Source organism: Porphyrobacter sp. TH134 (assembly GCF_002855495.1).
Classification (GTDB): domain Bacteria; phylum Pseudomonadota; class Alphaproteobacteria; order Sphingomonadales; family Sphingomonadaceae; genus Erythrobacter.
Map to the genome: position 1 here is coordinate 42,635 of NZ_PKRO01000015.1, position 20,453 is coordinate 63,087.

Genomic DNA, 20,453 nt, shown 5'->3' on the forward strand with positions numbered 1-20,453 from the left:
GCCTAGATCTCCAGCATGTCGCGGCGGCGCAGCGGCCGGGCAAAGAGTTCGGCGAGATCGGCGGCCTGATCAAAGCCATGGATCGGCGAGAAGACGAGTTCGATGGCCCACTTGGTGGTCAGGCCTTCCCCTTCGAGCGGGTTGGCAAGGCCAAGTCCGCACACGGTAATGTCAGGGCGGTCAGCGCGCACACGATCAAGCTGGCGATCAAGGTGCTGGCCTTCGCTGAGGCGCACGTTGGGGCCGAACCGCTCCAGCTCGCGGGCGAGGTGCGCGCGGTGGAGATAAGGCGTGCCGACTTCGACCAGCTCCATGCCCAATTCGTCCTGCAGGAAGCGCGCGAGCGGCACTTCGAGCTGCGAGTCGGGCAGGAAGGTGATGCGCTTGCCTTCAAGCTGCGGGCGCAGATTGGCGAGTGCGCGGGCCGCGCGGGCGCGGCCGGGCGCGATGACTTGTTCGGTCAGCGCGCGGTCGATGCCGAACGCTTCGCCCGCGGCGCGAAGCCAATCGCTTGTGCCGTCGACGCCGAAGGGAAACAATGCTTCGATCCGCTGGGCGCCGCGACCTTCGAGCGCCATCGCGGTTTCACCCAGGAAGGGCTGGGCCAAGAGGTAGCGGGTGCCGGGGCCGACGCTCGGCAGATCGCGGGCGTTGCGGGCGGGCAGACAGCCGACCTTGACGATACCCATTTCGGCAAACAGCCGCAGGAACTGATCTTCGACAATATCGGGGAGGCTGCCGACGATCAGCAGCTCCTTGGGCGCATCAGCGGGCAGGGCAGGCATCACCGGCACCAGCGACGTGAGGCAGGCATCTTCGCCTTGCGTGAAGGTGGTTTCGATCCCGCTTCCCGAGTAATTCAGAATGCGAACCCGCGGCATGTGCACCGCGCCGAGGCGCTGGGCGGCCTTGGCGAGATCGAGCTTGATCACTTCCGAGGGGCACGAACCGACAAGGAACAGCGTGCGGATGTCAGGGCGGCGTTCGAGGAGGCGGTTCACCACCCGGTCAAGCTCGTCCTGCGCATCAACCATGCCGGCCAGATCACGCTCTTCCATGATCGCGGTGGCAAAGCGGGGTTCGGCAAAGATCATCACGCCCGCCGCCGATTGCAGCAGGTGGGCGCAAGTGCGCGAGCCGACCACGAGGAAGAAGGCGTCCTGCATCTTGCGGTGCAGCCAGATGATGCCGGTGAGGCCGCAGAACACTTCGCGCTGGCCGCGTTCGCGCAGAACGGGGCGGGCGGGCGCGGCAGGCGCGGTGTCGCGGGCGAGTTCGGCCGCGCAGCCATCGAGAAGATCAGCCACGCTCATGCGGTCACCGCCGTGTTGGAAGGGGTGCCCTGAAGGCGTGCCATGCGCAGCTTCCAGAGGAATTGGCCGGCATTGATTACATAAGCGGCATATCCGGCAAGCGCGATGAGCATGCGTTGCTCCAGCGTGCCGATCCCGCCCAGCAGCATCACGAGATAGACGGTGTGCAATGCCAGAACCAGCATCGAGAACACATCTTCCCAGAAGAACGCCGGGGCGAACAACCACTTCCCGAACACGACCTTTTCCCAGATCGAGCCGGTGATCATGATGGTGTAAAGCACCAGCGTCTTGATCACGATCGAGGCATCGGCAGCAAAGGCGCCCTCGCCTGTCGTGAGCGTGCGGGCAACAAGGCCGAGGCTGACCAGAAACACCAGAAACTGGATTGGGGCCAGCACCCCCTGGACCAGCGTCCAGGCCGATGCATCACGCCGCTGCCGTTCTTCCGCAGTGTAAAGCGCGAACGATTTGCCACTCTGATGGCGCGCCCCCGTGACCGTGGTTTCGGGTGCGACTGGGAATGGCTGATCCGTCCGAGTCATGTGTTGCGTTGGCCTTTTCTCTCAGACTCGGAGATTACGCGTTCCTAATTGAGTGTCAACTAAATTGGACGTTTAGTTTGCTTGACGCACAGGTAATCCCCGGTAAGGTGATTTGCGCCATCATCAAAAAAGGCGTATTTCAGAGTCGTTGGCTGTTCGGGATCGTGGCCGCGACTGCTTCATACGGTGGTGGTCATTACCTCCTGCGGAAGGTTTGTCCGCACGACCTGGGAGGGTCTGGTTTATGGGAGAGTCCAAGGCTTCGAGCATGTTTGAGGCAGGATCGGCGGTGCTGAGGGGTGTCATCACCGCCCCGCTTGAAGCTGTCCGACGCCGCAGTGCAGCACCCAGCCCGGATCGTCCCGATTCCGTCAATGCCATCATCGAAAGCGAGATCATCCCCCGCTTGCTGATGGCGCATGCCGGCAGTGAAGCGCGCGCCAAGGCGCGCCGGTCCCGCCTTATCACCACCGACGAGGCTTCCCGATTTGCGCTTTTGCCGCTGCGGCTTGAGGCGGCCAGCTTGCTCGAAGAAGTGGACATCTTCATCGCCAAAGGTGCCAGCGTTGAGGCCATCTGCCTTGACCTGCTCGCCCCGGCGGCCCGCAAATTGGGTGAAATGTGGGAGACCGACGAGTGCGATTTCCTTGATGTTACCATGGGCTTATGGCGCCTTCAGGAGGTTATGCGCGAAGTGGCTGCACGGTCTCCGGTGGTGCTGGCCGGCCTCAGCCTGCCACACACCGCGCTGTTCTCGCCGATGCCGGGCGACCATCACAATTTCGGTACGCTGATGATCGAGGAGGTCTTCGGGCGCGGCGGATGGCGTAGTGAGGCGCTGATCAAGCCGGAGCGCCGCGAATTGCTCGACCGACTGGCGCGTCAGCCCTTCGATCTGCTGGGATTGACGCTCGCGCGCGACTGTCCTAGCTCGGCGCTCGCAAACCTTATCAAGGCGGTGCGCAATGTCTCTGCCAACCCTCGTATAATCGTCCTTGTTGGCGGCCGAATGATCAACGAAAATCCCGGAATAGCTTTGGAAGTGGGGGCAGACGGCACAGGCGCCGATGCACTGGCCGCGCTTGAACTTGCAAACTCTCTGGTCAAGACTGCTGCCGCCTGTGATCTGAACCTGATATAGGTTCGGACGCCATGCTCACCCGCAAACACAGCATTGAAGGCAAGCACCCGTTCGGCAACGCAGCCGAGCTGTTCGACACGCTTGACGCCGGTGCCGCCATGAAGCTGGCGATGGTGGCGGGCGACGTAACGCTGGTGCTCGACGATACCGGCACGATCCTCGATGCAGCCTTCGATCCACGCGAATTTCCGGCCTTTGCCGGGTGGGTCGGGACCAACTGGATCGAAACGGTGACGGATGAAAGTCGCCCGAAAATCATGGAGATGCTGGCGGCTGCACGGCGCGGTGAGGTGCAGCACTGGCGCCAGGTCAATCATCCCTCGCGCGATGGTGATGTGCCGATCCGCTATGCCGTGCTCAGCGTCAATGGCGGCGAGCATCGCATCGCCTTTGGCCGCGATCTGCGCGAGGCAGGCAAGCTCCAGCAACGGCTGCTGCAAGTCCAGCAATCGCTTGAGCGTGACTATCTCAGGATGCGCCAGCTTGAATCGCGCTATCGGATGCTGTTTGAACGGTCGACCGAACCGGTGATGATCATCGAGGCCGGGACGCTCCGCATCCGCGAGGCCAATCCTGCGGCGCATCAGCTGGTCGGCGCGCGCGCGGGCGGGCTGCCTGGCAAGAAGCTGCTGACTTTCATTGATAAAAATTCGCATGACGCCGTGCAGTCCCTGGTCGGCGCCGCGCTGGTTTCCGATACCGTCAGCCCGGGCCGGGTCCGCATTATCCGCGGCGCGCGCGAAGTGCTGGCGTCGGTCAACGGCTTTACGCAGGATCGCGGGCAGTTTCTGCTGATGCGGCTGGTTCCGGTCAGTGACCGGCCGGCGCCCGAGACATCCCCGGTGCTGGCGCTGGTCGACCAGATGCCCGATGCCTTTGTGGTGGCCGACAGCAATCTTGAAATCGTGACCGCCAACGCTGCATTTGTCGAGCTTTTGCAGGCAGCTAGCGTTGATCAGCTGCGCGGGCGGCATCTGTCGGAATCGATTGGCCGACCCGGCATTGATCTTGATCTGATCGAAGGTCAGATCGACCAGCACGGTGCGGCACGCAACATCGCCACAGTGCTGCGTGTGGGCCATGATGTTGACGGGGAACCGGTTGAATTGTCTGCGGTTCGCACGGCGGGCGAGGGGGGCTATTACGCCTTTGTGATCCGCCCGATCGGCCGTCGCTTGCGCGATTTGCCGCCCGGCGCACAGGATTTGCCGCGGTCAGTCGAACAATTGACCGATCTTGTCGGGCGCATGAGCCTGAAAGATATCGTGCGTGAGAGCACCGATCTGATCGAGCGTCTGTGTATCGAGGCGGCCTTGTCGTACACGTCGGATAACCGCGCCTCGGCCGCCGAAATCCTCGGCCTGTCACGCCAGAGCCTCTATTCCAAGCTGCACCGCTATGGCCTTGGCAATCTGACGGGCGAGGGTGAATAGGCCCTGTTTGTAGGCACTTGCGGGGTTCTGCCCGCGCTGCTTTCGTGACCGCCAAAATCCGGTTTTTTTCCGCGCCCAACGCTGCCTGACAGGGGGCTGACCACGGTCTGTTGGGGGCTGAACAGGGTCTGGATCTTTTCAAAAATCGCGTTCGATTTTCCCACTGTCAATTCGGCTGACCCCAGGCAAAAGGACAAGGCTGGCAAAGCTTTGTCCATTTGAACGCGAAATCGCGCTTCTAATGGATAAATAGTGTCAAAATAATTTGACGCTTTGGTTTGTCAGGCATAGCTTCCGGATATGAAGCACTCTGCACCCGCGACTCAAGCCGTGCCTGCCCCGCGATCCAGCGGGCAGGCCGCGCTGGTTCCCCGGCCGCGAGTCGTGCTCGAACTGCTCAAACCCATCACTTGGTTCCCGCCGATGTGGGCCTTCATGTGCGGCGCGGTGTCTTCAGGCGCCGGGCTGGAGGGGCGCTGGTGGTTTGTGGCGGGCGGCGTCTTGCTGGCTGGCCCGCTGGTGTGCGGTACCAGTCAGGCCGTGAACGACTGGTTTGATCGTCATGTCGACGCCATCAACGAACCCCACCGCCCGATCCCCTCGGGCCGCATCCCGGGGCGCTGGGGGCTTTATATTGCCATTATCGCAACGTTGATCTCGGCGTGCGTCGGCTGGCTGCTGGGGCCGATTGTATTTGTCGCCGGGCTGGTCGGCCTTGCCTTTGCATGGGCCTATTCCGCGCCGCCGCTGCGGTTCAAGGCCAATGGCTGGCTGGGGCCGCTGGTGTGCGGGCTGACCTATGAAGGGCTGAGCTGGTTTACCGGCGCAGCGGTCATGCTGGGGGCGATGCCTTCGGCTGCGGTCATCGCGGTGCTGGTGCTCTATTCGCTCGGTGCGCATGGCATTATGGTTCTGAATGATTTCAAGGCAGTCGAAGGTGATCGCCAGACCGGGTTGACCTCGCTTCCGGTGGTTTTGGGTGTCAGCACCGCGGCGAGGCTTGCCTGCCTGACGATGGCCGCCGCGCAAGTCGTGGTGATCGCCCTGCTGGCACGCTGGGGCCTTGGTCTTTCGGCCGGAATTGTGACCGGCGTGCTTGCGGCACAGGTGGCTGCCATGCCCAAATTGCTGCGCGATCCGGCGCGCCATGCACCATGGTATAACGGTGTGGGCGTGACCCTGTATGTGCTGGGGATGCTGGCGGCGGCGCTAGGCCTTGGAGGCTATATCTGATGCACGCTCCGTTTCCCGCGCCGGTGACAATGAAAGCCGGGTTCAGCTGGTTCGGGATCGTGCGAATTGGTCTGGTGCAGGCGTCGATCGGCGCGCTGGTGATGCTGACGACAGCGGTGCTTAACCGGCTGATGATTGTCGAGTTTCAACTGGCAGCGGCAATCCCTGCCGGGTTGGTCGCTTGGCATTATGCTGTTCAGTTGGGCCGTCCGTTTTGGGGGCATGGTTCTGACAAGGGGCGCAGCCGCGTGCCGTGGATCGTTGGCGGGTTGGTCGTGTTGGCGGCTGGCGCGCTGTTGGCGACGCAAGCGACCCTGATGATGGCGAGCACCTTCCCCGCCGCCTTCGCGCTGGCCGTGTTTGCCTATGCGCTGATTGGTGTCGGCGTGGGTGCAGGCGGGACGTCGGCGCTGGCGCTGCTCGCTTCCGGCGTCGCGCCGGAACGGCGCGCGGCCGCCGCTGCTGTTACGTGGATCATGATGGTGGGCGGGATTGTCGCCTCGGCCATCACAGTGGGCGAATTGCTCAAACCCTATTCGCCCGAGCGACTGCTCGAAGTGGCGGGCGGGCTGGCGGCGGTGACGATTGCCGTGACCGTGCTGGCGACCTTCCGGCTGGAGCGGCAAGCGGGCCAGTTCCGCGATGGCGCTGAAGACGCCCCCGTGCCCGATTTCCGCGCTGCGCTTGCCGAGATCTGGCACGAGGCTGCGGCGCGGCGCTTTACCATCTTCATCTTTGTGTCGATGATCGCGTTCTCGATGCAGGATCTGATCCTCGAACCCTTCGCAGGGCTGATCTTTGGCCTGTCACCGGGGGAATCGACCAAGACCGTGGGGCAGTTCCACCAGGGCGGCATCCTGATCGGGATGATCATTGCCGGGATCGGCGGCAGTGCCTTTTCGGGCAAGCGGGCCGAGGGTCTGCGTCCGTGGGTGGTGGGCGGTTGCCTTGCGTCAGGACTGGGGCTGGGCGCGCTCGGGCTGGCGGCGGTCAACGGGCCGCCGTGGCCTTTGGGGATCAACCTCTTCGTGCTGGGCTTCGGCAATGGCGTCTTCGCGGTGGCTGCCATCGGATCGATGATGGGCCTGGCCGGCGCGGGCGAGAAAACCCGTGAAGGTGTGCGCATGGGCGTGTGGGGCGCGAGCCAAGCGATCGCCTTCGGACTGGGCGGGCTGATTGGCGCACTGGGTCTTGATGTCGCGCGCCGGGCGCTCGCGAATGACGGCGCGGCGTTTCAAGTTGTTTTTGCCGTGGAAGCGGCAGCCTTCGTGCTTGCTGCTCTATTGGCAGTGAAGGCCACAGGCGGGGCCGCGATGCGCGCCGCCATGATCAAGCAAGAGAGAGGGGTGTTCGCATGAACCAGACGATTTACGACGCGGTCATTATTGGCGGCGGCCCCTCCGGCTCAACGGCGGCGACCGATCTGGCGCTGGCTGGTCATTCGGTCCTGCTGATGGAGCGCGGCGGCCGGATCAAACCGTGCGGCGGGGCGATCCCGCCGCGCCTGCTTGCTGATTTCGACATTCCCCACGGCCTGCTGGTCGCCAAGGCACGCTCGGCCCGGATGATCGCGCCCTCGGGCCGTGCGGTAGATATGCCGGTGGGCGAGATCGGTTATGTCGGTCTGGTCGACCGCGAGGAATTCGACGAGGCCTTGCGCGAACGCGCGCACCATTCGGGCGCGGAGCGCCTGACGGCCACCTTCGAGAAGATCGAGCGCGACGACAACGCTCATCCTATCGTCACCTTCCGCCGCACCCGCGGCGGGCCGCTGGAAAGCGTTCGCGCCCGCGTGGTGATCGGCGCGGACGGCGCGCGCTCGTCGGTGGCCAAGCAATGCCTGCCGGGTGCCGAGCGCATCCCTTGCGTGTTTGCCTATCACGAAATCATCAAGGCCCCGCCGCGCAACACCGACCAGTTCGACGCGTCGCGCTGCGATGTCTATTATCAGGGCCGCTTGTCGCCCGATTTCTACGCCTGGGTCTTCCCTCATGGCGACACTGCGAGCATCGGGGTGGGCAGCGCCAACAAGGGCTTCTCCCTGCGCGGTGCGATCGCCACGATGCGCGATGATCTGGGGCTGGACCGCTGCGAGACGCTGCGCCGCGAGGGCGCGCCGATTCCGTTGAAGCCTCTGAAACGCTGGGATAACGGCGCAGATGTGATTGTCGCAGGCGATGCCGCCGGCGTGGTTGCGCCCGCATCGGGCGAGGGCATCTACTACGCGATGGCCTGTGGGCGCGTGGTCGGCGAGGCAGCCTCCGCATTCCTGAAGACGGGCCAGGCCAAGCATCTGCGCGCCGCCCGAAAAGCCTTCATGAAAGAGCATGGCACCGTGTTCTGGGTGCTGGGGATGATGCAGTATTTCTGGTATTCATCCGACAAGCGCCGCGAACGGTTTGTCACCATGTGCGACGACAAGGATGTGCAGGAACTGACCTGGCAGGCCTATATGCACAAGAAGCTGGTGCGCGCCAAACCCATGGCACACGTCAAGATCTTCCTGAAAGACACCGCACACCTGCTCGGGCTGAGAGCGGCGACCTGAACGGCGGCGGCGGTGCCCATTGCAGGTTGCAGCCCGCAACTCTAAGCTGATGCCATGAACCGGATGATGATTATTCCCGTGACCGTTGCCACGGGTGCGGCGCTGTGTGTGGCGGCGCTGGGCGCGACCGTGACCGACCTTGGTCCGTGGTATCAGGCGCTCGCCAAGCCTGACTGGAACCCGCCTGATGTCGTGTTTCCGATGGGCTGGACGGTGATCTATGCCCTCATCACAGTTGCCGGGATCACCGCCTGGCGTGCGGCGCCTACCGCTGCGCGGGCAGAATGGGTGCTGGGTCTGTTTGCCCTCAACGGCTTTCTCAACATCAGTTGGAGCCTGATTTTCTTCCGCCTCCAGCGGCCCGATTGGGCGTTTTTCGAGCTGACCCTGCTGTGGCTCTCGATTCTGGTGATGATCGTCTTTTGCTGGCGTTTTTCGAAAAGCGCTGCGCTGCTGCTGGTTCCCTACCTTGGCTGGGTGAGCTTTGCTGGCGCGCTCAACTGGGCGGTCGTGCAACTCAACGCTCCCTTCGGCTGAGGCCGGGTGCATAATCACAGGGGGCGACGTCATGATGGGCAGCGATCTGACCGCGACGCTGTTTGCCGATGGCCATGCAGCTGACATTATCCTTGGTGTGCTTGCGATCGAGGCGGCATGGCTGCGGGTCGCAAAAGGCTGGCGCTGGGCCGATATTGCCGCGCTGCTGGGCACAGCGGCGCTGATCGTGTTGGGCCTGCGCGCGGCCATGGTGAGGGCCGATTGGTACTGGATCGCACTGCCACTGGCAGCGTCCCTGCCGCTCCACCTGCTGGATCTTCGCAATCGGCTGAGAGCCAAGCGGGCAGATGAGCGCTAGGCTGGTCCGACTGGCCCCCGCGCGGGCCACAGCTGAAAGTCCCAAAGCAAAAACCCGGCAAGGACCATAAGTCCGCGCCGGGTTTGCTGTATTTCCGATTGAAGGAGCCGGACCAATGCGGCCCGGCCCGCTGTTAGTTGCCGGCAGAGGCCTGCGCAGCGCCGGTCGGGTCATAGTTGACCGTTTCGGGAGCGTAGTAATGTTCCTGCGCCCACAGGTACCAGTTGTCGACAACGGTGCCGGTCAGCAGGATGCCGATCCCGCCCGTCAGCGTCGTCAGTACGGCAAACCACCAGGCCCAGCGGTGGATGGATTCGAACGAGGCATTGAAGCCCATCACCCAGCGCCAGTACAGCGCACCGCGTTCAGCCGCCGTCCCGCGGTCGGTAATCTGCTCGATCTCGCGTTCCCCGCCATAACGGCCGAGCGCCAGGATCGTCGCCCCGTGCATCGCGAACAGAAGCGCCGATCCATACAGGAAGACGATCGAGAGCGCGTGGAACGGATTGTAGAACAGGTTCCCGTAGACCAGCGAGAAATTGTTGGTCCAGTTGAGGTGTTCAAAAATACCGTAAGGAACCGCTTCCGACCAGCTGCCCATCAGCAGCGGGCGGATAAAGCCCAGCACCAGGAACAACCAGATCGCACTGGCGAAAGCCCAGGGGATGTGCATCCCCATGCCCAGCGCCTTGGCCCGCATGTAAGTGCGCGCCCACCAGCACAGGACCGAGATCGTCAGGAACGCACCGGTCAGAATGAACCAGCCGCCTTCATTGAGCGGGACAAACGGGCTGAACCCATATTCCGGACCCGGAGGGCCAAGGTACAGCCAGAAAAACTCGCGCATGAAGCCTTGCGGGCTCCAGTTGACCTGCGCGGCGAAGTTCAGGCCGATAATCAGCAGCGCCGCCCCGCCGAAAGCCAGACTGAGCACGCCCAGCAGGCCAAGATAGATCGGGCCGATCTGAGCCTGGCCCAGTTTGCCCATCCAGTAGTTGTGTCCGACAAGGGCAATGCGGCCCTCGCTACCGTCGAGGTGCGGGACGCCCATTTCGGGCGGCCCTTGGACTTGCACCTGGGTAAAGATGTTTTGATACGTCGCCATTGTTCAGGCTCCTTACGACCAGATCGGAATTTTCTTCCAGAAATCCCAGAATTCGATCCAGCTGCCGACATACAAGGTGCCGGAAATCACGATGCAGATGGCGCTCCAGAACCCGGCGCTCAGCGCAAGGAACAGGCCCACCCGGTGAATGCCGAGCGTCCCGACCGAATAACCGATGAAGTCCCGGAAATAGGTATCTTCATATTCGGGCGACTTGACGTCGGTGCCCCCGGACGGATTGACCGCCGACAGCACCAGACCGCCATGCAAAGCCAGCGCGAGACAGTTCGTGAAGAAGAACGTGATCGCCAGCATGTGCACTGGGTTGTAGTGGAAGTTGCCGAAAGCATACCCGACGTTGGAAACCCACTCGAGGTGCGTCCAGATCCCGTAGGGGAAGCCATTGCCCCACGCGCCCATCCACAAGGGACGAATGACGTTGAGCGAGACATAGGCGAAGACCGCAACGCTGAAAGCGATGGGCACATGGTAGCCCATGCCAAGCTTGCGGGCGATTTCCGCCTGCCGCAGCACCCAGGAGCCGAAGGCAACAACGGCGCAACAGGTGATGATCTGCCAGTATCCGCCCTGTGACATCGGTGCCAGCGACAGGCCATATTCGACCGGCGGAGGGTTGATCGAAATCAGCCAGGGGTTGAGGGTTGGACCCTGCGTCGCAGCGGCGAATATCAGCATCGTGCCAAGCAAGGCGCTGATTGCCGTCGTCACCCCAAAGAATCCAACATAAAACGGCCCGACCCAGAAGTCGAAAAGGTCGCCGCCGATTAATGTGCCACCGCGTGTGCGGTATTTCCGCTCGAAACTAAGGAGCGCCATAAATCCATCCTCCCCGCCAGTAAGGCGGGCGCTACAGTTTTGCCAAAAAGTGATGGGAGGCAGGCAGGCGAACCTGCCCCCTCACATTTAAAGCAGGTGTTATCCTGCCGCCGGGCTTTCCGACGACTCGATAGCAGCCTGGGCCGGTGCGGGCGTGCCAGGAGCGCGCTCGAGCCAGTTGTAACGATCCGTGCTGAGCAGGATGAAGTGGATGGTGAACGCCAACACGGCGAGACCAACATGGAGCGCAACCAGAGCGCGGCGAATGTCAAAATAAAACCAAACTCTCCACATGGGAAAATTCCTTTCTTGTACAGTCAGATATCTGCGCAGCCGGCCGAGTGCAGGCCACGCGCATTCATGACGGAATTAGAGCCAGGGCTTGTAGGACCACATCAGGAAGTGCGCGACCAAGGCGATCACGACATACAGGCTGAAAGTGCCCATAAAGCCCTTGTGGATTTCCTGTGCCTCTTCAGGCGTCAGGTGGGTTCCGATACGTTCGTTCATCGGGTTTTCTCCGTTCAGTTGGGTATGATTGAGAGCCCGAAAGCTCTCTTCGGCGTCCCCGCGTGATCCCCCACGTGGATTGGAGAGCCCCTTTTTCAGGGGCGTAGGTATGTGCTGCCGAGGACATGGTCCGCGGCAACGACAAAGAGTTGGAAGGGGCGGGCATGATCATCATGCCTCCGCGCCTTCGAGCAGGTCTGCATCGAGGCAGTCTGCGGTAACTGTGGTGACGCCGCGGCTGCGCGCGGTGCGTTCGGCGGTATCGCGCAGGCGCTTGGCAGCGGAAATCCGCACCAGCACGGGCTGCGCCTCCACCAGCCTGTCGAGCATCGCCTTGGCCTCGGTGTCCCAGGTCAATTGCGCCTCGCCGCGCGGCGGGGTCGGAACGGTCTTGTCGAGCTCGGTGCCCAGCGGCAGGATGTGGAACAGCGCATCGAACAGCGCATTGCACACTTCCTGCACCAGATAGGTCGCGCCGGAATAGCCCATGAAGGGTGTGCCAGTATGGCGGCGGATCGCGGCGCCGGGGAAGCTGGCGGGAATGAACTGCGTGCTGGGGCCAAAGCCGCTGCCGGTCTTTTCGGCCAGATACATGCGTTCATTGTAGCTGCCGAACATCACCAGCGGCGGATTGCTGTGCAGCGAGGCGCGCACGGCTTGGTTATCCGTTTTTACCCCGGCGCAGCGCGAGGCCGCGATCGTGCAGGGCAGGCCCATGTCGTCTTCGAGGAACTGTCGGATGCCGCGCGCATAGGTTTCGTTGGCAACGATGCCGAAGCTCGCCGTACCGAAGAAATCCTGCGTGACAGAACGCCACAGATCCCACAAAGGCTTGATCGTGGTGTGCTTTTCACGCTCGATGAACGGCTCGGGATCGAGGCCTAGCTCCGCGGCCAGCGCGCGCAGGAACTTGGTGGTCTGGGTGAGGCCGATCGGCGCCTGGAAATAGGGCCGTTCGAGCGTTTCGCACAGGTTGCGCCCGAACTCGCGGTACAGGCAGACGTTGGCGTCGCTCGTGGCGAGATCGCGGATGTCGGCCAGGTGGCTGCCGAGCGGGAATGCCATGCCGACTTCGGCGCCGATGCCTTCGATCAGGCGGCGGATCTCGGCCAGATCGCTCGGCATGTTGAACATGCCATAGCTGGGCCCGATGATGTTGACGCGGGGCTTTTCGCCTTCCTTGCGGGTCCGCGGTGCGGGCATTTTCTTGGGGCCGAATTCGGTCCACAGCCAGGTCAGCGCGCGGTCAGCCGATTGCCACTGGTCTTCGTCAATGGTGCGCGGCAGGAAGCGTTTGATGTTGGTGCCTTCGGGCGTCACGCCGCCGCCGATCATTTCGGCGATCGATCCGGTGACGACGACCGCAGGAAGTTCGGTATCCAGCGCCTTCCACGCGCGCTTCATCGCGCCTTCGGTGCCGGTCTTGCCCAGCTCTTCCTCACCCAGGCCGGTAACGACGATGGGGAGTTCGTGCGGGGGCAGCGCGTCGGTGTAGTGCAGCACGCTCGTCACCGGCAGGTTTTCGCAGCCGACCGGGCCATCGATGATGACCTGCAGGCCCTTCACCGCGGTGAAGACGTAGGTGGCGCCCCAGTAGCCGCCGGCGCGATCGTGATCGAGGATGAGGGTCATGATCCCACCGCCTCGGACGCCTTGCGCGCCGCATCGTTCAGTGCCGCATACTTCTTGCGGAACTTGGGCCGGTCGACGGGGAGGGTTTCCCACACGCCCGCAGCGTGTTCGGTTCCGACACCTTCGAAGAAATCGCGCATCGCATCAAAGCGCGCCTTGTTGCCCATCGCCGCGTTGATCACCGTGGCGAGGCTGCCAGCCCCTGCCGGACCCATCAGCGGACGCGCCGAGATCAGGTTGGTGAAATAGAGCGAAGGGATCGCGCGCGATTTGGCGTGCTGCACCACCGGGGTGGTGCCGATCGCGAGATCGGGGCGGTATTCGTCGACCGCGGCGATATCCTGTTCCAGACTGGCGCGGAACTGCACGTGCACGCCGCGCGCTTCGAGCCATTCGCGGTCGGCATCCGACCAGCGGGTTTTCGGGGTCGCGGTGCCGACGTACGGCACTTCGGCGCCGCTTTCGACCAGCAGGCGCGCGACCAGCAGTTCGGAGCCTTCATAGCCCGAAACCGTGATCCGGCCCTTGATCGGCATGGCCGAAAGCGCACCGCGGCAGGCGGCGATCATGGTGTTCTTGACCGCGTCGACCTTATCCTGCGGCAGGCCCAGCGTGTCGCCGATGGATTGCAGCCAGGCGGCTGTGCCATCCGCGCCGACCGGGGCAGACCCGATGATCGGGCGACCGGCGGCTTCGAATTCGTGGATGCTGGCGGTGTAGAAGGGGTGGATCGCAGCGACGACCGCGCAATCGAGCGCCGCGTACAGCTCGCGCCATTCGCGGGTCGGGACGACCGGGCCGGCAGCGAGGCCCAAGGGCGCCAGCATCTGGCCTATCACCACCGGATCGGCCGGGAACATTTCGCCCAGCAGGGTGACGGTCGGCAGGTCGGAGCGTTCGCGCGGCGCAGCAACCGGGCCAGCCGCGACTTCTTCGCGGGCATAGTTGAGCATTGCGCCCGCCAGTACGTCCTTGGCTTCGGCGTGGGTCGGAATGCCGAAACCCGGCACGTCGATGCCGATGATCCGCACGCCGTTGACCTGCTTGCCCAAGAGCCGCAGCGGCACGCCGCTGGCGGTGGGGACGCACAGGTTGGTGACGATGATCGCGTCGTAATTTTCGGGGTCAGCGAGCCCTTCGACCGCTTCCTTGATGTCTTCGAACAGCTTGCCGGTGACCAGCGTTTCGCTGGAGAAGGGCACATAGCCCACCGTGCGGCGCGCGCCGTAGAAGTGAGAGGTGAAGGTCAGGCCATAAACGCAGCAGGCCGAGCCCGACAGGACCGTGGCGGTGCGCCGCATTCTGAGACCCACCCGGAGCGACCCGAAGGCAGGGCACATCGATTGCGGCTGATCATGCGGGCCGGCGGCCGGATCGACCGGATAGTCGGCGGCATACTGATCGAGAATGTCGCTCTTTCCCGCATCGCGCGCAGCATCGCGCATCGTGTCCTTGGACGAACACGCGCCGCCCGCATTCACGGCGCCGGCATCGAGATCGATCCGGTCGGGTGCGCGGTTGCCACTGGGGGGGAAAGCATCGCTCATCGCATCAGGCCTCGTCGTAAATCACTTCGAGGCTCGGACGGGTTTCGAACACACCGCCGCGCATATCGGCCTGCGTTGCAGGAACGAGTTCGACATTGGCACCGGTCACGTCGGCGCTGAACAGGCCGAGCAAGCCGTCCTGAGTCAGCGGGGTCGGGCGCACCGGGGGGGCTTCGGCGACGTTGATGGCGAGGTCTTCGAACAGGCTTGCCCATTCGCCGCCGGGGATGCCGATGATCTGGTAATTCGCGCTCTTGCGGCGGATGTCCTCGTTCGCGGGGATCGCGGTCAGGACCGGGATGCCGACCGCTTCGGCAAATGCATGCGCTTCGCCGGTGCCGTCATCCTTGTTGATGATCATGCCGGCAACGCCGACATTGCCGCCCATCTTGCGGAAGTACTCGACCGCCTGGCAGACGTTGTTCGCGACGTAGAGCGACTGCAGGTCGTTCGATCCGACCACGATCACCTTCTGGCACATGTCGCGGGCGATCGGCAGGCCGAAGCCGCCGCACACCACGTCGCCGAGGAAATCGAGCAGGACGTAATCGAAGCCCCAGTCGTGGAAGCCCAGCTTTTCGAGCAGCTCGAAGCCGTGGATGATCCCGCGGCCGCCGCAACCGCGACCCACTTCGGGGCCGCCGAGTTCCATCGCAAACACGCCATCACGCTGGAAGCACACATCCTCGATGCGCACTTCCTCGCCGGCGGCTTTCTTGAGCGACGAGGTTTCGATGATCGTGGGGCACGACTTGCCGCCGAACAGCAGGCTGGTGGTGTCGCTCTTGGGATCGCAACCGATCAGCAGCACGCGCTTGCCCTGCTGGGCCATCATGTAGCTGAGGTTGGAGAGCGCAAAGCTCTTGCCGCTGCCGCCCTTGCCGTAGATCGCGATGACCTGCGTTTCGGATTTCACTTCGCCGGTGTGCACGGGATCGGGTTCATGACCCGCTTCTTCGCGCAAGGCGGCGGCTTGGTCTTCAAGGGTTCGTGTGTCGAGCATGGACATCAGCATTCGCTCCAATCGAGAACCATCTTCAGACAGTCAGGGTCAGTGAAGGCCTGTGGGTAGGCCTCCGTCGCTTCACCGGCAGGACGCCGGTTGGTGATCAGGCCGGTGAGGCCCAAGCGCCCGCATTCAATCAGGGCGCGGGTTTCAGCCAGATCGCCGGGCTGCCATTCGGCGGCGACACGGAAATGGGCTTCGCGCATGAAGGCGGCGGGGAAGGCAAAGCTCACCCGCTCGGAATAGAAGCCGGCCAGCACGATCTCGCCGCCCTTGGCCAGCCGCATGATGAGATCATCGATCAGGCCCGCGTCACCGCTGGCGTCATAAATGGCATGGTAATCGCGGCGCTCGTCAGTAGCCGGATCGATCACGCTGTAGCCAGAAGCACCAGTGCGGCGGGCGGGGTTGGTTTCCCACACGGTCGGCGCTGTGCCGCCCAGCGCCAGCGTCAGCCGGGCGAGCAGACGGCCCAGCACGCCGTGGCCGATGATAAGATCAGGCAGCGCCTCGCGCCGGGCAAAGCCGCCCTTTATCGCGTGAAGTGCCGTCGCCGCGAGCGCGCAAAGCACCCCGCTTTCGCCGAGATGCTCAGGGATCGGGAGCGCCCGCGCCGACGGAACAATGACGCGCTTGGCGGTGCCGCCGAACAGGCCGCGCGCGTCGGTGTAGCAATTGGCGCCGGGGACGAACACCCAGTCGCCGATCCGTCCGCGCGCTTCGGCGCCTGCATCGATGATGCGGCCGACTGATTCGTAACCGGGCACCAGCGGATAGCCGAGGCCGGGGAAGGGCGGCATGCGCCCGGTGAACAACAGCTTTTCGGTGCCGGTGCTGATCCCGCTGTAGGTGATTTCAACGAGCACATCTGACGCTTCCACCGGCTTCATCTCCAGCGCGCGGAGAGCCAGGCGCTCCGGTGCTTCGAGGATGACGGCCAGGGTGTTCATTGTGTCGATCTCTCCGAGAGTTTTGCGTTGCGGATACCGAGTCGGAAACTCAGCTGCTGCGTTCTCCCGAGTGTTTGCTACGCCTTACGTGTCAGACTGTCAAATTTATTGGACAAGTTTCCCTCAGGCCTGCGCAATTATAATACTCGCGTTGACCGGTTGCGCAGTTGCGACGGTTTGAGCCGAGCCAAATCCGGCGGCGCGCAGCATTGTGATGATCTCGGCGGGGCTGCGTGGGCGGCCCGATCCCATCGCCCACAGGTAGAGGCCGAAAAATGCCTCCCCCATCGGTTCGGCCCCCGGAATGCGGGCCATCGGCTCGGCAATCAGCAGGCGCGCGCCGGGGGCGAGGCTCTTGCGGATATTGGTGAGCAGGGCTTGAGCGGGCCCGTCATCGTGATCGTGCAGGATGCGGATCAGCGAGACCATGTCGTAGCCTTGCGGAATGGAATCGTTGAAGAAATTGCCCGGATGCGCAGTGACCCGATCTGCACCCAGCGCTTCGCCAAGGATTGCCGCACCGGTGCGGGCCACCTCGGGCAGATCGAACAGGCCGAGCTGCAAATGCGGCCAGGCTGTGCCGATATGGCTGAGGAACGCGCCATGCCCGCCGCCCACATCCAGCAGCCGAGCGGCACGTTTGAACGACAGCGACGCCAGCACTTCGCCCGCCACAAAGTGCTGCGATGCGGCCATCAGCTGCGAATATTCGGCGGTTTGTTCGCCGCGCTCGCTCGCGCCGTGGAGCGCGCCGGCATAGGTCCAGAAGCGCGACAGGTCGGTCGCCTCGCGCCGGTCTGCGCGCAGCAGAGCAAGCGGATCGGCCAGGTCGGTATAGAGCAGCCGGTGATGGCGCACCATCGCTTGCACGCCGGGATTGGATGCGAAAACAGCACCTTGTTCTCCCAGCATCCATTGCCCGGGCGCCGGTTCTTCAGACAGCATCAGCGGGCGCCCGGCTCGCAGGAGGGTCAGCGCCGCGTTATCGGACAGGCCAAGGCGCTGGGCGATCACGGCTGGCGTGAGCGGGCCGTCCTTCAGGATATCGAACAGCTCGCCTTCAACATAGGCGCGCAGGATCTGCGAGTAGGTGAAGCCGGCCAGCAGATTGAACGCGGCATCCGCGCGGCTGCGGGCAATCCAGCGGATCAGTGGCAGGCGCGCGGCCCAGTGCTGGAACTGCGGGGACGCAAACACCCGGTTGCGACGCGCCACATAACCGATCCGGAAGGCGGCCCATGCGCTCACGTAAAGAAAGTTTCACAGACCATATGTCTAAACAATTGGACATATGGCCTCGTAAGGTCAATGATAATCGCAAGAGACTGAGGGCAGGAGGACAGGTGGGCGCGCGAATCGCCGTGATCGGGGCAGGGATAGGCGGGCTGACCAGCGCCGCCTTGCTCGCCGCGCGCGGGGCGGACGTCACCGTGTTTGAAAAAGAGGCTTGGGTCGGCGGCAAGGCCCGGCGTGTCAGCGTTGACGGTGCCGAAATCGACGGTGGGCCGACGGTCTTTACCTATCGCAGTGTCTTTGACGAGGTGTTCGCCGCCTGCGGGGCGCGGCTCGAAGACCATGTCACCGTCACCCGCGCCGAAGTGATCGCTCGCCACGCATGGGACGATAGCGGCCACCTTGATCTTTACGCCGACCGTGACCGCAGCATCGATGCCGTGGGCGCCTTTGCCGGCGCCGAGGCAGCGCGCGGCTATCGCAGTTTCACCGCGGAAGCGCAGCGGATATTCGAGGTGCTGGAAGACCCGTTCCTGCGCGGCGACAAGGCTTCGACGCCGCTGCCGATGATCTGGCGGATCGGGCCGTGGCGGATGGGCGACATGCTCGCCATGCGCCCGTTCGACGGGATGTGGAAGGCGCTCGGCGGCCACTTCAAGGACGCCCGCTTGCAGCAATTGTTCGGGCGGTATGCGACCTATTGCGGATCCTCGCCCTTTTCCGCCCCTGCCACCTTGATGCTGATCGCCCATGTCGAGGCGCGCGGGGTCTGGCTGATCGAGGGCGGCATTCACGCGCTGGCGACAGCGATAGCGGGTCTTGCCGAGCAGCAGGGCGCGCGGGTGCGAACCCAGGCGCCGGTCGCTGAGGTGCTGACCGCAAACGGGCGAACCAGCGGCGTCCGTTTGGCCAGCGGCGAGGTGTTCGCGGCCGATGCTGTCATCTGCAACGGCGATCCGGGGGCGCTAGCCACTGGACGGTTCGGCGCGGCGGCCGCGGGCGCTGTGCCTGCGATCCCGCCCGCCAAACGCTCACTGTCAGCGCTGGTGTGGTATGCCCATGCCAGAACCAGCGGTTTTGACCTCACCCATCATAACGTCTTCTTCTCACGCGATTATGCGCGCGAGTTTCGTGAGATCGGCGCAGGCGCCACTCCGTCGGAACCCACCGTCTATGTCTGCGCCATCGACCGCGGTGCGCGCATCAACGATCCCGCGCCAGCCCAAGGCACGCGCGAACGCATCCAGATCATCGTCAACGCCCCCGCCAATGGAGACGTTCACCACTATACGCCCGAGGAGAGAGCCCGATGCACACAAGCCATGATGGCCACGCTGACACGCTGCGGCTTGCAGCTGGAGGATCCGCAGCCGGAGCACATGCCGCATCAGCTTATGACCCCGCAGGACTGGGAGGGGCTGTTCCCGGCCACGGGCGGCGCCCTTTATGGCAGAGCGTCGCACGGCTGGGCGGCCTCCTTCCAGCGGCAAGGGCCGACAACCCGCCTGCCTGGTCTTTATTGCACGGGCGGCGCGACCCATCCGGCGGCTGGGGTGCCCATGGCAGCCTTGTCCGGGCAGCTGGCCGCGCGGGTGATCGCACAGGGCCTCGCTTCGATGAAAACATCCCGGCTGGCGGTTACAGCTGGTGGTATGTCGATGCCATCAGCGACGACGGGCAGCACGGGCTGACGATCATCGCGTTTTTGGGGAGCGTGTTTTCCCCTTACTACAAGAAATCCGGCCGCAGCGAGCCGCTGGCGCATTGTGCGCTGAATGTCGCCCTCTACGGCCCCAATGCGCGCTGGACGATGACCGAACGCGGGGCGAGCGCGGTGGAGCGCGACGCCAGCAACCTCATCATCGGGCCAAGCGCGGTGCGCTGGGAGAATGACGCGCTCACCATCGATATCGTCGAAGGCGATACCCGGCTGTTTGTACCCTGGCAGCGCCGGGTGCGTGGGCGGGTGCGGGTCTATCCCGAAGCGCTCAACCGCGTGGCCTTCGCGCTCGACGGGGGTGAAAACCATATCTGGCACTGCCTTGCGCCGCGCGCGCGGATTGAGGTGGAAATGGACGAGCCCGGCATTTCGTGGAAGGGCAAGGCCTATCTCGATCACAACCGCGGGGCCGAGCCGCTGGAGACCGGGTTCAACACCTGGCACTGGTCGCGCGCGCATCTGAACGAGGGCGCGCTGGTGTGTTACGAAGGCGAGCGCGGCGATGGCTCGCTGTTTGCCAGCGCCTTGCGGTTCGGGGCGGATGGCGCGCCCGAGCCGGTCGATCTGCCGCCCATCGCGCAATTGCCGCCGAGCAAGTGGCGGGTGGACCGCCGCACAAGATCGGACATTGGCGTCGCCGAAGTGCGCCGCACGTGGGAAGACACGCCCTTCTATGCCCGTTCCGAACTTGCCTCGCGGTTTGCGGGCGAGGAAGTGGTGGCGGTGCAGGAAAGTCTGGATATGCGGCGGTTTTCCTCGCCGCTGGTGCAGTTCATGCTGCCCTACCGGATGCCGCGCCGCAAAGGGTAGCCGCGCGGCAGCGGCTTGCTGGACGGGCGCGGGG

General features: G+C 63.9%; 20 protein-coding genes. 9 read left to right on the plus strand and 11 right to left on the minus strand.

The annotated features are described in order from the left end of the window. Positions 1-2 precede the first annotated feature (2 nt). Positions 3-1,313, minus strand: a complete 1,311-nt coding sequence (locus C0V72_RS08520; RefSeq protein ID WP_101793555.1) for a ferredoxin:protochlorophyllide reductase (ATP-dependent) subunit N — start codon at positions 1,311-1,313, stop codon at positions 3-5. Continuing rightward, the gene (bchF, locus tag C0V72_RS08525) at positions 1,310-1,858 is read right to left on the minus strand and encodes a 2-vinyl bacteriochlorophyllide hydratase (RefSeq protein ID WP_101793558.1); all 549 of its coding nucleotides are present in this window, start codon (positions 1,856-1,858) and stop codon (positions 1,310-1,312) included. Before bchF ends, C0V72_RS08520 begins: the two co-directional genes overlap by 4 nt. Before the next feature lie 148 nt (positions 1,859-2,006). Between bchF and C0V72_RS08530 the strand changes: the two genes are divergently transcribed. The 7 genes from C0V72_RS08530 to C0V72_RS08560 all read left to right on the plus strand — a co-directional run bounded on the left by C0V72_RS08530 (position 2,007) and on the right by C0V72_RS08560 (position 9,069). Then, positions 2,007-2,999 (plus strand): cobalamin B12-binding domain-containing protein, encoded by a 993-nt coding sequence (locus tag C0V72_RS08530; protein WP_233999854.1) that lies wholly within the window; start codon positions 2,007-2,009, stop codon positions 2,997-2,999. Between the two features lie 11 nt (positions 3,000-3,010). Further along, positions 3,011-4,432: a transcriptional regulator PpsR gene (ppsR, locus tag C0V72_RS08535; protein WP_101793564.1), complete on the plus strand. Its 1,422-nt coding sequence runs from the start codon at positions 3,011-3,013 to the stop codon at positions 4,430-4,432. 300 nt (positions 4,433-4,732) lie between these two features. Continuing rightward, a complete protein-coding gene (gene chlG, locus C0V72_RS08540) occupies positions 4,733-5,665 on the plus strand; it encodes a chlorophyll synthase ChlG (RefSeq protein WP_233999855.1) in 933 nt (310 codons plus the stop codon). Continuing rightward, positions 5,665-7,023 (plus strand): BCD family MFS transporter, encoded by a 1,359-nt coding sequence (locus tag C0V72_RS08545; RefSeq protein ID WP_101793567.1) that lies wholly within the window; start codon positions 5,665-5,667, stop codon positions 7,021-7,023. The genes chlG and C0V72_RS08545 overlap by 1 nt, the downstream gene beginning before the upstream one ends. Further along, positions 7,020-8,213, plus strand: a complete 1,194-nt coding sequence (locus C0V72_RS08550; protein WP_101793570.1) for a geranylgeranyl diphosphate reductase — start codon at positions 7,020-7,022, stop codon at positions 8,211-8,213. Before C0V72_RS08545 ends, C0V72_RS08550 begins: the two co-directional genes overlap by 4 nt. Before the next feature lie 54 nt (positions 8,214-8,267). Continuing rightward, positions 8,268-8,750, plus strand: coding sequence for a TspO/MBR family protein (locus C0V72_RS08555; RefSeq protein ID WP_172438964.1), 483 nt, complete (start codon positions 8,268-8,270; stop codon positions 8,748-8,750). 31 nt (positions 8,751-8,781) lie between these two features. Further along, the gene (locus tag C0V72_RS08560) at positions 8,782-9,069 is read left to right on the plus strand and encodes a hypothetical protein (protein ID WP_233999856.1); all 288 of its coding nucleotides are present in this window, start codon (positions 8,782-8,784) and stop codon (positions 9,067-9,069) included. Positions 9,070-9,202: 133 nt separating this feature from the next. On the opposite strand, the gene pufM is transcribed toward C0V72_RS08560, so the two are convergent. The 9 genes from pufM to C0V72_RS08605 all read right to left on the minus strand — a co-directional run bounded on the left by pufM (position 9,203) and on the right by C0V72_RS08605 (position 17,904). Continuing rightward, positions 9,203-10,174, minus strand: a complete 972-nt coding sequence (pufM, locus tag C0V72_RS08565) for a photosynthetic reaction center subunit M (RefSeq protein WP_101793573.1) — start codon at positions 10,172-10,174, stop codon at positions 9,203-9,205. A 12-nt stretch (positions 10,175-10,186) separates the two neighbouring features. Continuing rightward, positions 10,187-11,011 carry a photosynthetic reaction center subunit L gene (pufL, locus tag C0V72_RS08570; RefSeq protein WP_101793576.1) on the minus strand — a complete coding sequence of 275 codons (825 nt, stop codon included), beginning with the start codon at positions 11,009-11,011 and terminating at the stop codon, positions 10,187-10,189. A gap of 99 nt (positions 11,012-11,110) precedes the next feature. Further along, positions 11,111-11,305: a light-harvesting antenna LH1, alpha subunit gene (pufA, locus tag C0V72_RS08575; protein ID WP_101793579.1), complete on the minus strand. Its 195-nt coding sequence runs from the start codon at positions 11,303-11,305 to the stop codon at positions 11,111-11,113. Positions 11,306-11,380: 75 nt separating this feature from the next. Beyond that, entirely contained in the window at positions 11,381-11,521 is a 141-nt protein-coding gene (pufB, locus tag C0V72_RS08580; protein ID WP_101793582.1) for a light-harvesting antenna LH1, beta subunit, read from the minus strand. Positions 11,522-11,692: 171 nt separating this feature from the next. Further along, positions 11,693-13,153 (minus strand): chlorophyllide a reductase subunit Z, encoded by a 1,461-nt coding sequence (gene bchZ / locus C0V72_RS08585; RefSeq protein ID WP_101793585.1) that lies wholly within the window; start codon positions 13,151-13,153, stop codon positions 11,693-11,695. Beyond that, positions 13,150-14,700, minus strand: a complete 1,551-nt coding sequence (bchY, locus tag C0V72_RS08590) for a chlorophyllide a reductase subunit Y (RefSeq protein ID WP_101793588.1) — start codon at positions 14,698-14,700, stop codon at positions 13,150-13,152. The genes bchZ and bchY overlap by 4 nt, the downstream gene beginning before the upstream one ends. Before the next feature lie 4 nt (positions 14,701-14,704). Next, positions 14,705-15,715, minus strand: a complete 1,011-nt coding sequence (locus tag C0V72_RS08595; protein ID WP_199797782.1) for a chlorophyllide a reductase iron protein subunit X — start codon at positions 15,713-15,715, stop codon at positions 14,705-14,707. Further along, the gene (gene bchC, locus C0V72_RS08600; protein WP_101793591.1) at positions 15,709-16,656 is read right to left on the minus strand and encodes a chlorophyll synthesis pathway protein BchC; all 948 of its coding nucleotides are present in this window, start codon (positions 16,654-16,656) and stop codon (positions 15,709-15,711) included. Before bchC ends, C0V72_RS08595 begins: the two co-directional genes overlap by 7 nt. 123 nt (positions 16,657-16,779) lie before the next feature. Further along, the gene (locus tag C0V72_RS08605; protein ID WP_101793593.1) at positions 16,780-17,904 is read right to left on the minus strand and encodes a methyltransferase; all 1,125 of its coding nucleotides are present in this window, start codon (positions 17,902-17,904) and stop codon (positions 16,780-16,782) included. 95 nt (positions 17,905-17,999) lie between these two features. On the opposite strand from C0V72_RS08605, the gene crtD reads away from it, so the two are divergent. Together crtD and C0V72_RS08615 are read left to right on the plus strand one after the other, a co-directional pair. Continuing rightward, complete coding sequence (gene crtD, locus C0V72_RS08610; RefSeq protein ID WP_172438965.1) at positions 18,000-19,580, plus strand: 1-hydroxycarotenoid 3,4-desaturase CrtD; 1,581 nt, start codon at positions 18,000-18,002, stop codon at positions 19,578-19,580. 23 nt (positions 19,581-19,603) lie between these two features. Continuing rightward, positions 19,604-20,419, plus strand: a complete 816-nt coding sequence (locus C0V72_RS08615; protein ID WP_101793599.1) for a hydroxyneurosporene dehydrogenase — start codon at positions 19,604-19,606, stop codon at positions 20,417-20,419. Positions 20,420-20,453: the final 34 nt, after the last annotated feature.

Excerpts from the sequence above, each read along its gene's own strand:
- C0V72_RS08520 (WP_101793555.1), bottom strand. The coding sequence starts at position 1,313 with ATGAGCGTGGCTGATCTTCTCGATGGCTGCGCGGCCGAACTCGCCCGC.
- bchF (WP_101793558.1), bottom strand. The coding sequence starts at position 1,858 with ATGACTCGGACGGATCAGCCATTCCCAGTCGCACCCGAAACCACGGTC.
- ppsR (WP_101793564.1), top strand. The coding sequence starts at position 3,011 with ATGCTCACCCGCAAACACAGCATTGAAGGCAAGCACCCGTTCGGCAAC.
- chlG (WP_233999855.1), top strand. The coding sequence starts at position 4,733 with ATGAAGCACTCTGCACCCGCGACTCAAGCCGTGCCTGCCCCGCGATCC.
- C0V72_RS08545 (WP_101793567.1), top strand. The coding sequence starts at position 5,665 with ATGCACGCTCCGTTTCCCGCGCCGGTGACAATGAAAGCCGGGTTCAGC.
- C0V72_RS08550 (WP_101793570.1), top strand. The coding sequence starts at position 7,020 with ATGAACCAGACGATTTACGACGCGGTCATTATTGGCGGCGGCCCCTCC.
- C0V72_RS08555 (WP_172438964.1), top strand. The coding sequence starts at position 8,268 with ATGAACCGGATGATGATTATTCCCGTGACCGTTGCCACGGGTGCGGCG.
- C0V72_RS08560 (WP_233999856.1), top strand. The coding sequence starts at position 8,782 with ATGATGGGCAGCGATCTGACCGCGACGCTGTTTGCCGATGGCCATGCA.
- pufM (WP_101793573.1), bottom strand. The coding sequence starts at position 10,174 with ATGGCGACGTATCAAAACATCTTTACCCAGGTGCAAGTCCAAGGGCCG.
- pufL (WP_101793576.1), bottom strand. The coding sequence starts at position 11,011 with ATGGCGCTCCTTAGTTTCGAGCGGAAATACCGCACACGCGGTGGCACA.
- pufA (WP_101793579.1), bottom strand. The coding sequence starts at position 11,305 with ATGTGGAGAGTTTGGTTTTATTTTGACATTCGCCGCGCTCTGGTTGCG.
- pufB (WP_101793582.1), bottom strand. The coding sequence starts at position 11,521 with ATGAACGAACGTATCGGAACCCACCTGACGCCTGAAGAGGCACAGGAA.
- bchZ (WP_101793585.1), bottom strand. The coding sequence starts at position 13,153 with ATGACCCTCATCCTCGATCACGATCGCGCCGGCGGCTACTGGGGCGCC.
- bchY (WP_101793588.1), bottom strand. The coding sequence starts at position 14,700 with ATGAGCGATGCTTTCCCCCCCAGTGGCAACCGCGCACCCGACCGGATC.
- C0V72_RS08595 (WP_199797782.1), bottom strand. The coding sequence starts at position 15,715 with ATGCTGATGTCCATGCTCGACACACGAACCCTTGAAGACCAAGCCGCC.
- bchC (WP_101793591.1), bottom strand. The coding sequence starts at position 16,656 with ATGAACACCCTGGCCGTCATCCTCGAAGCACCGGAGCGCCTGGCTCTC.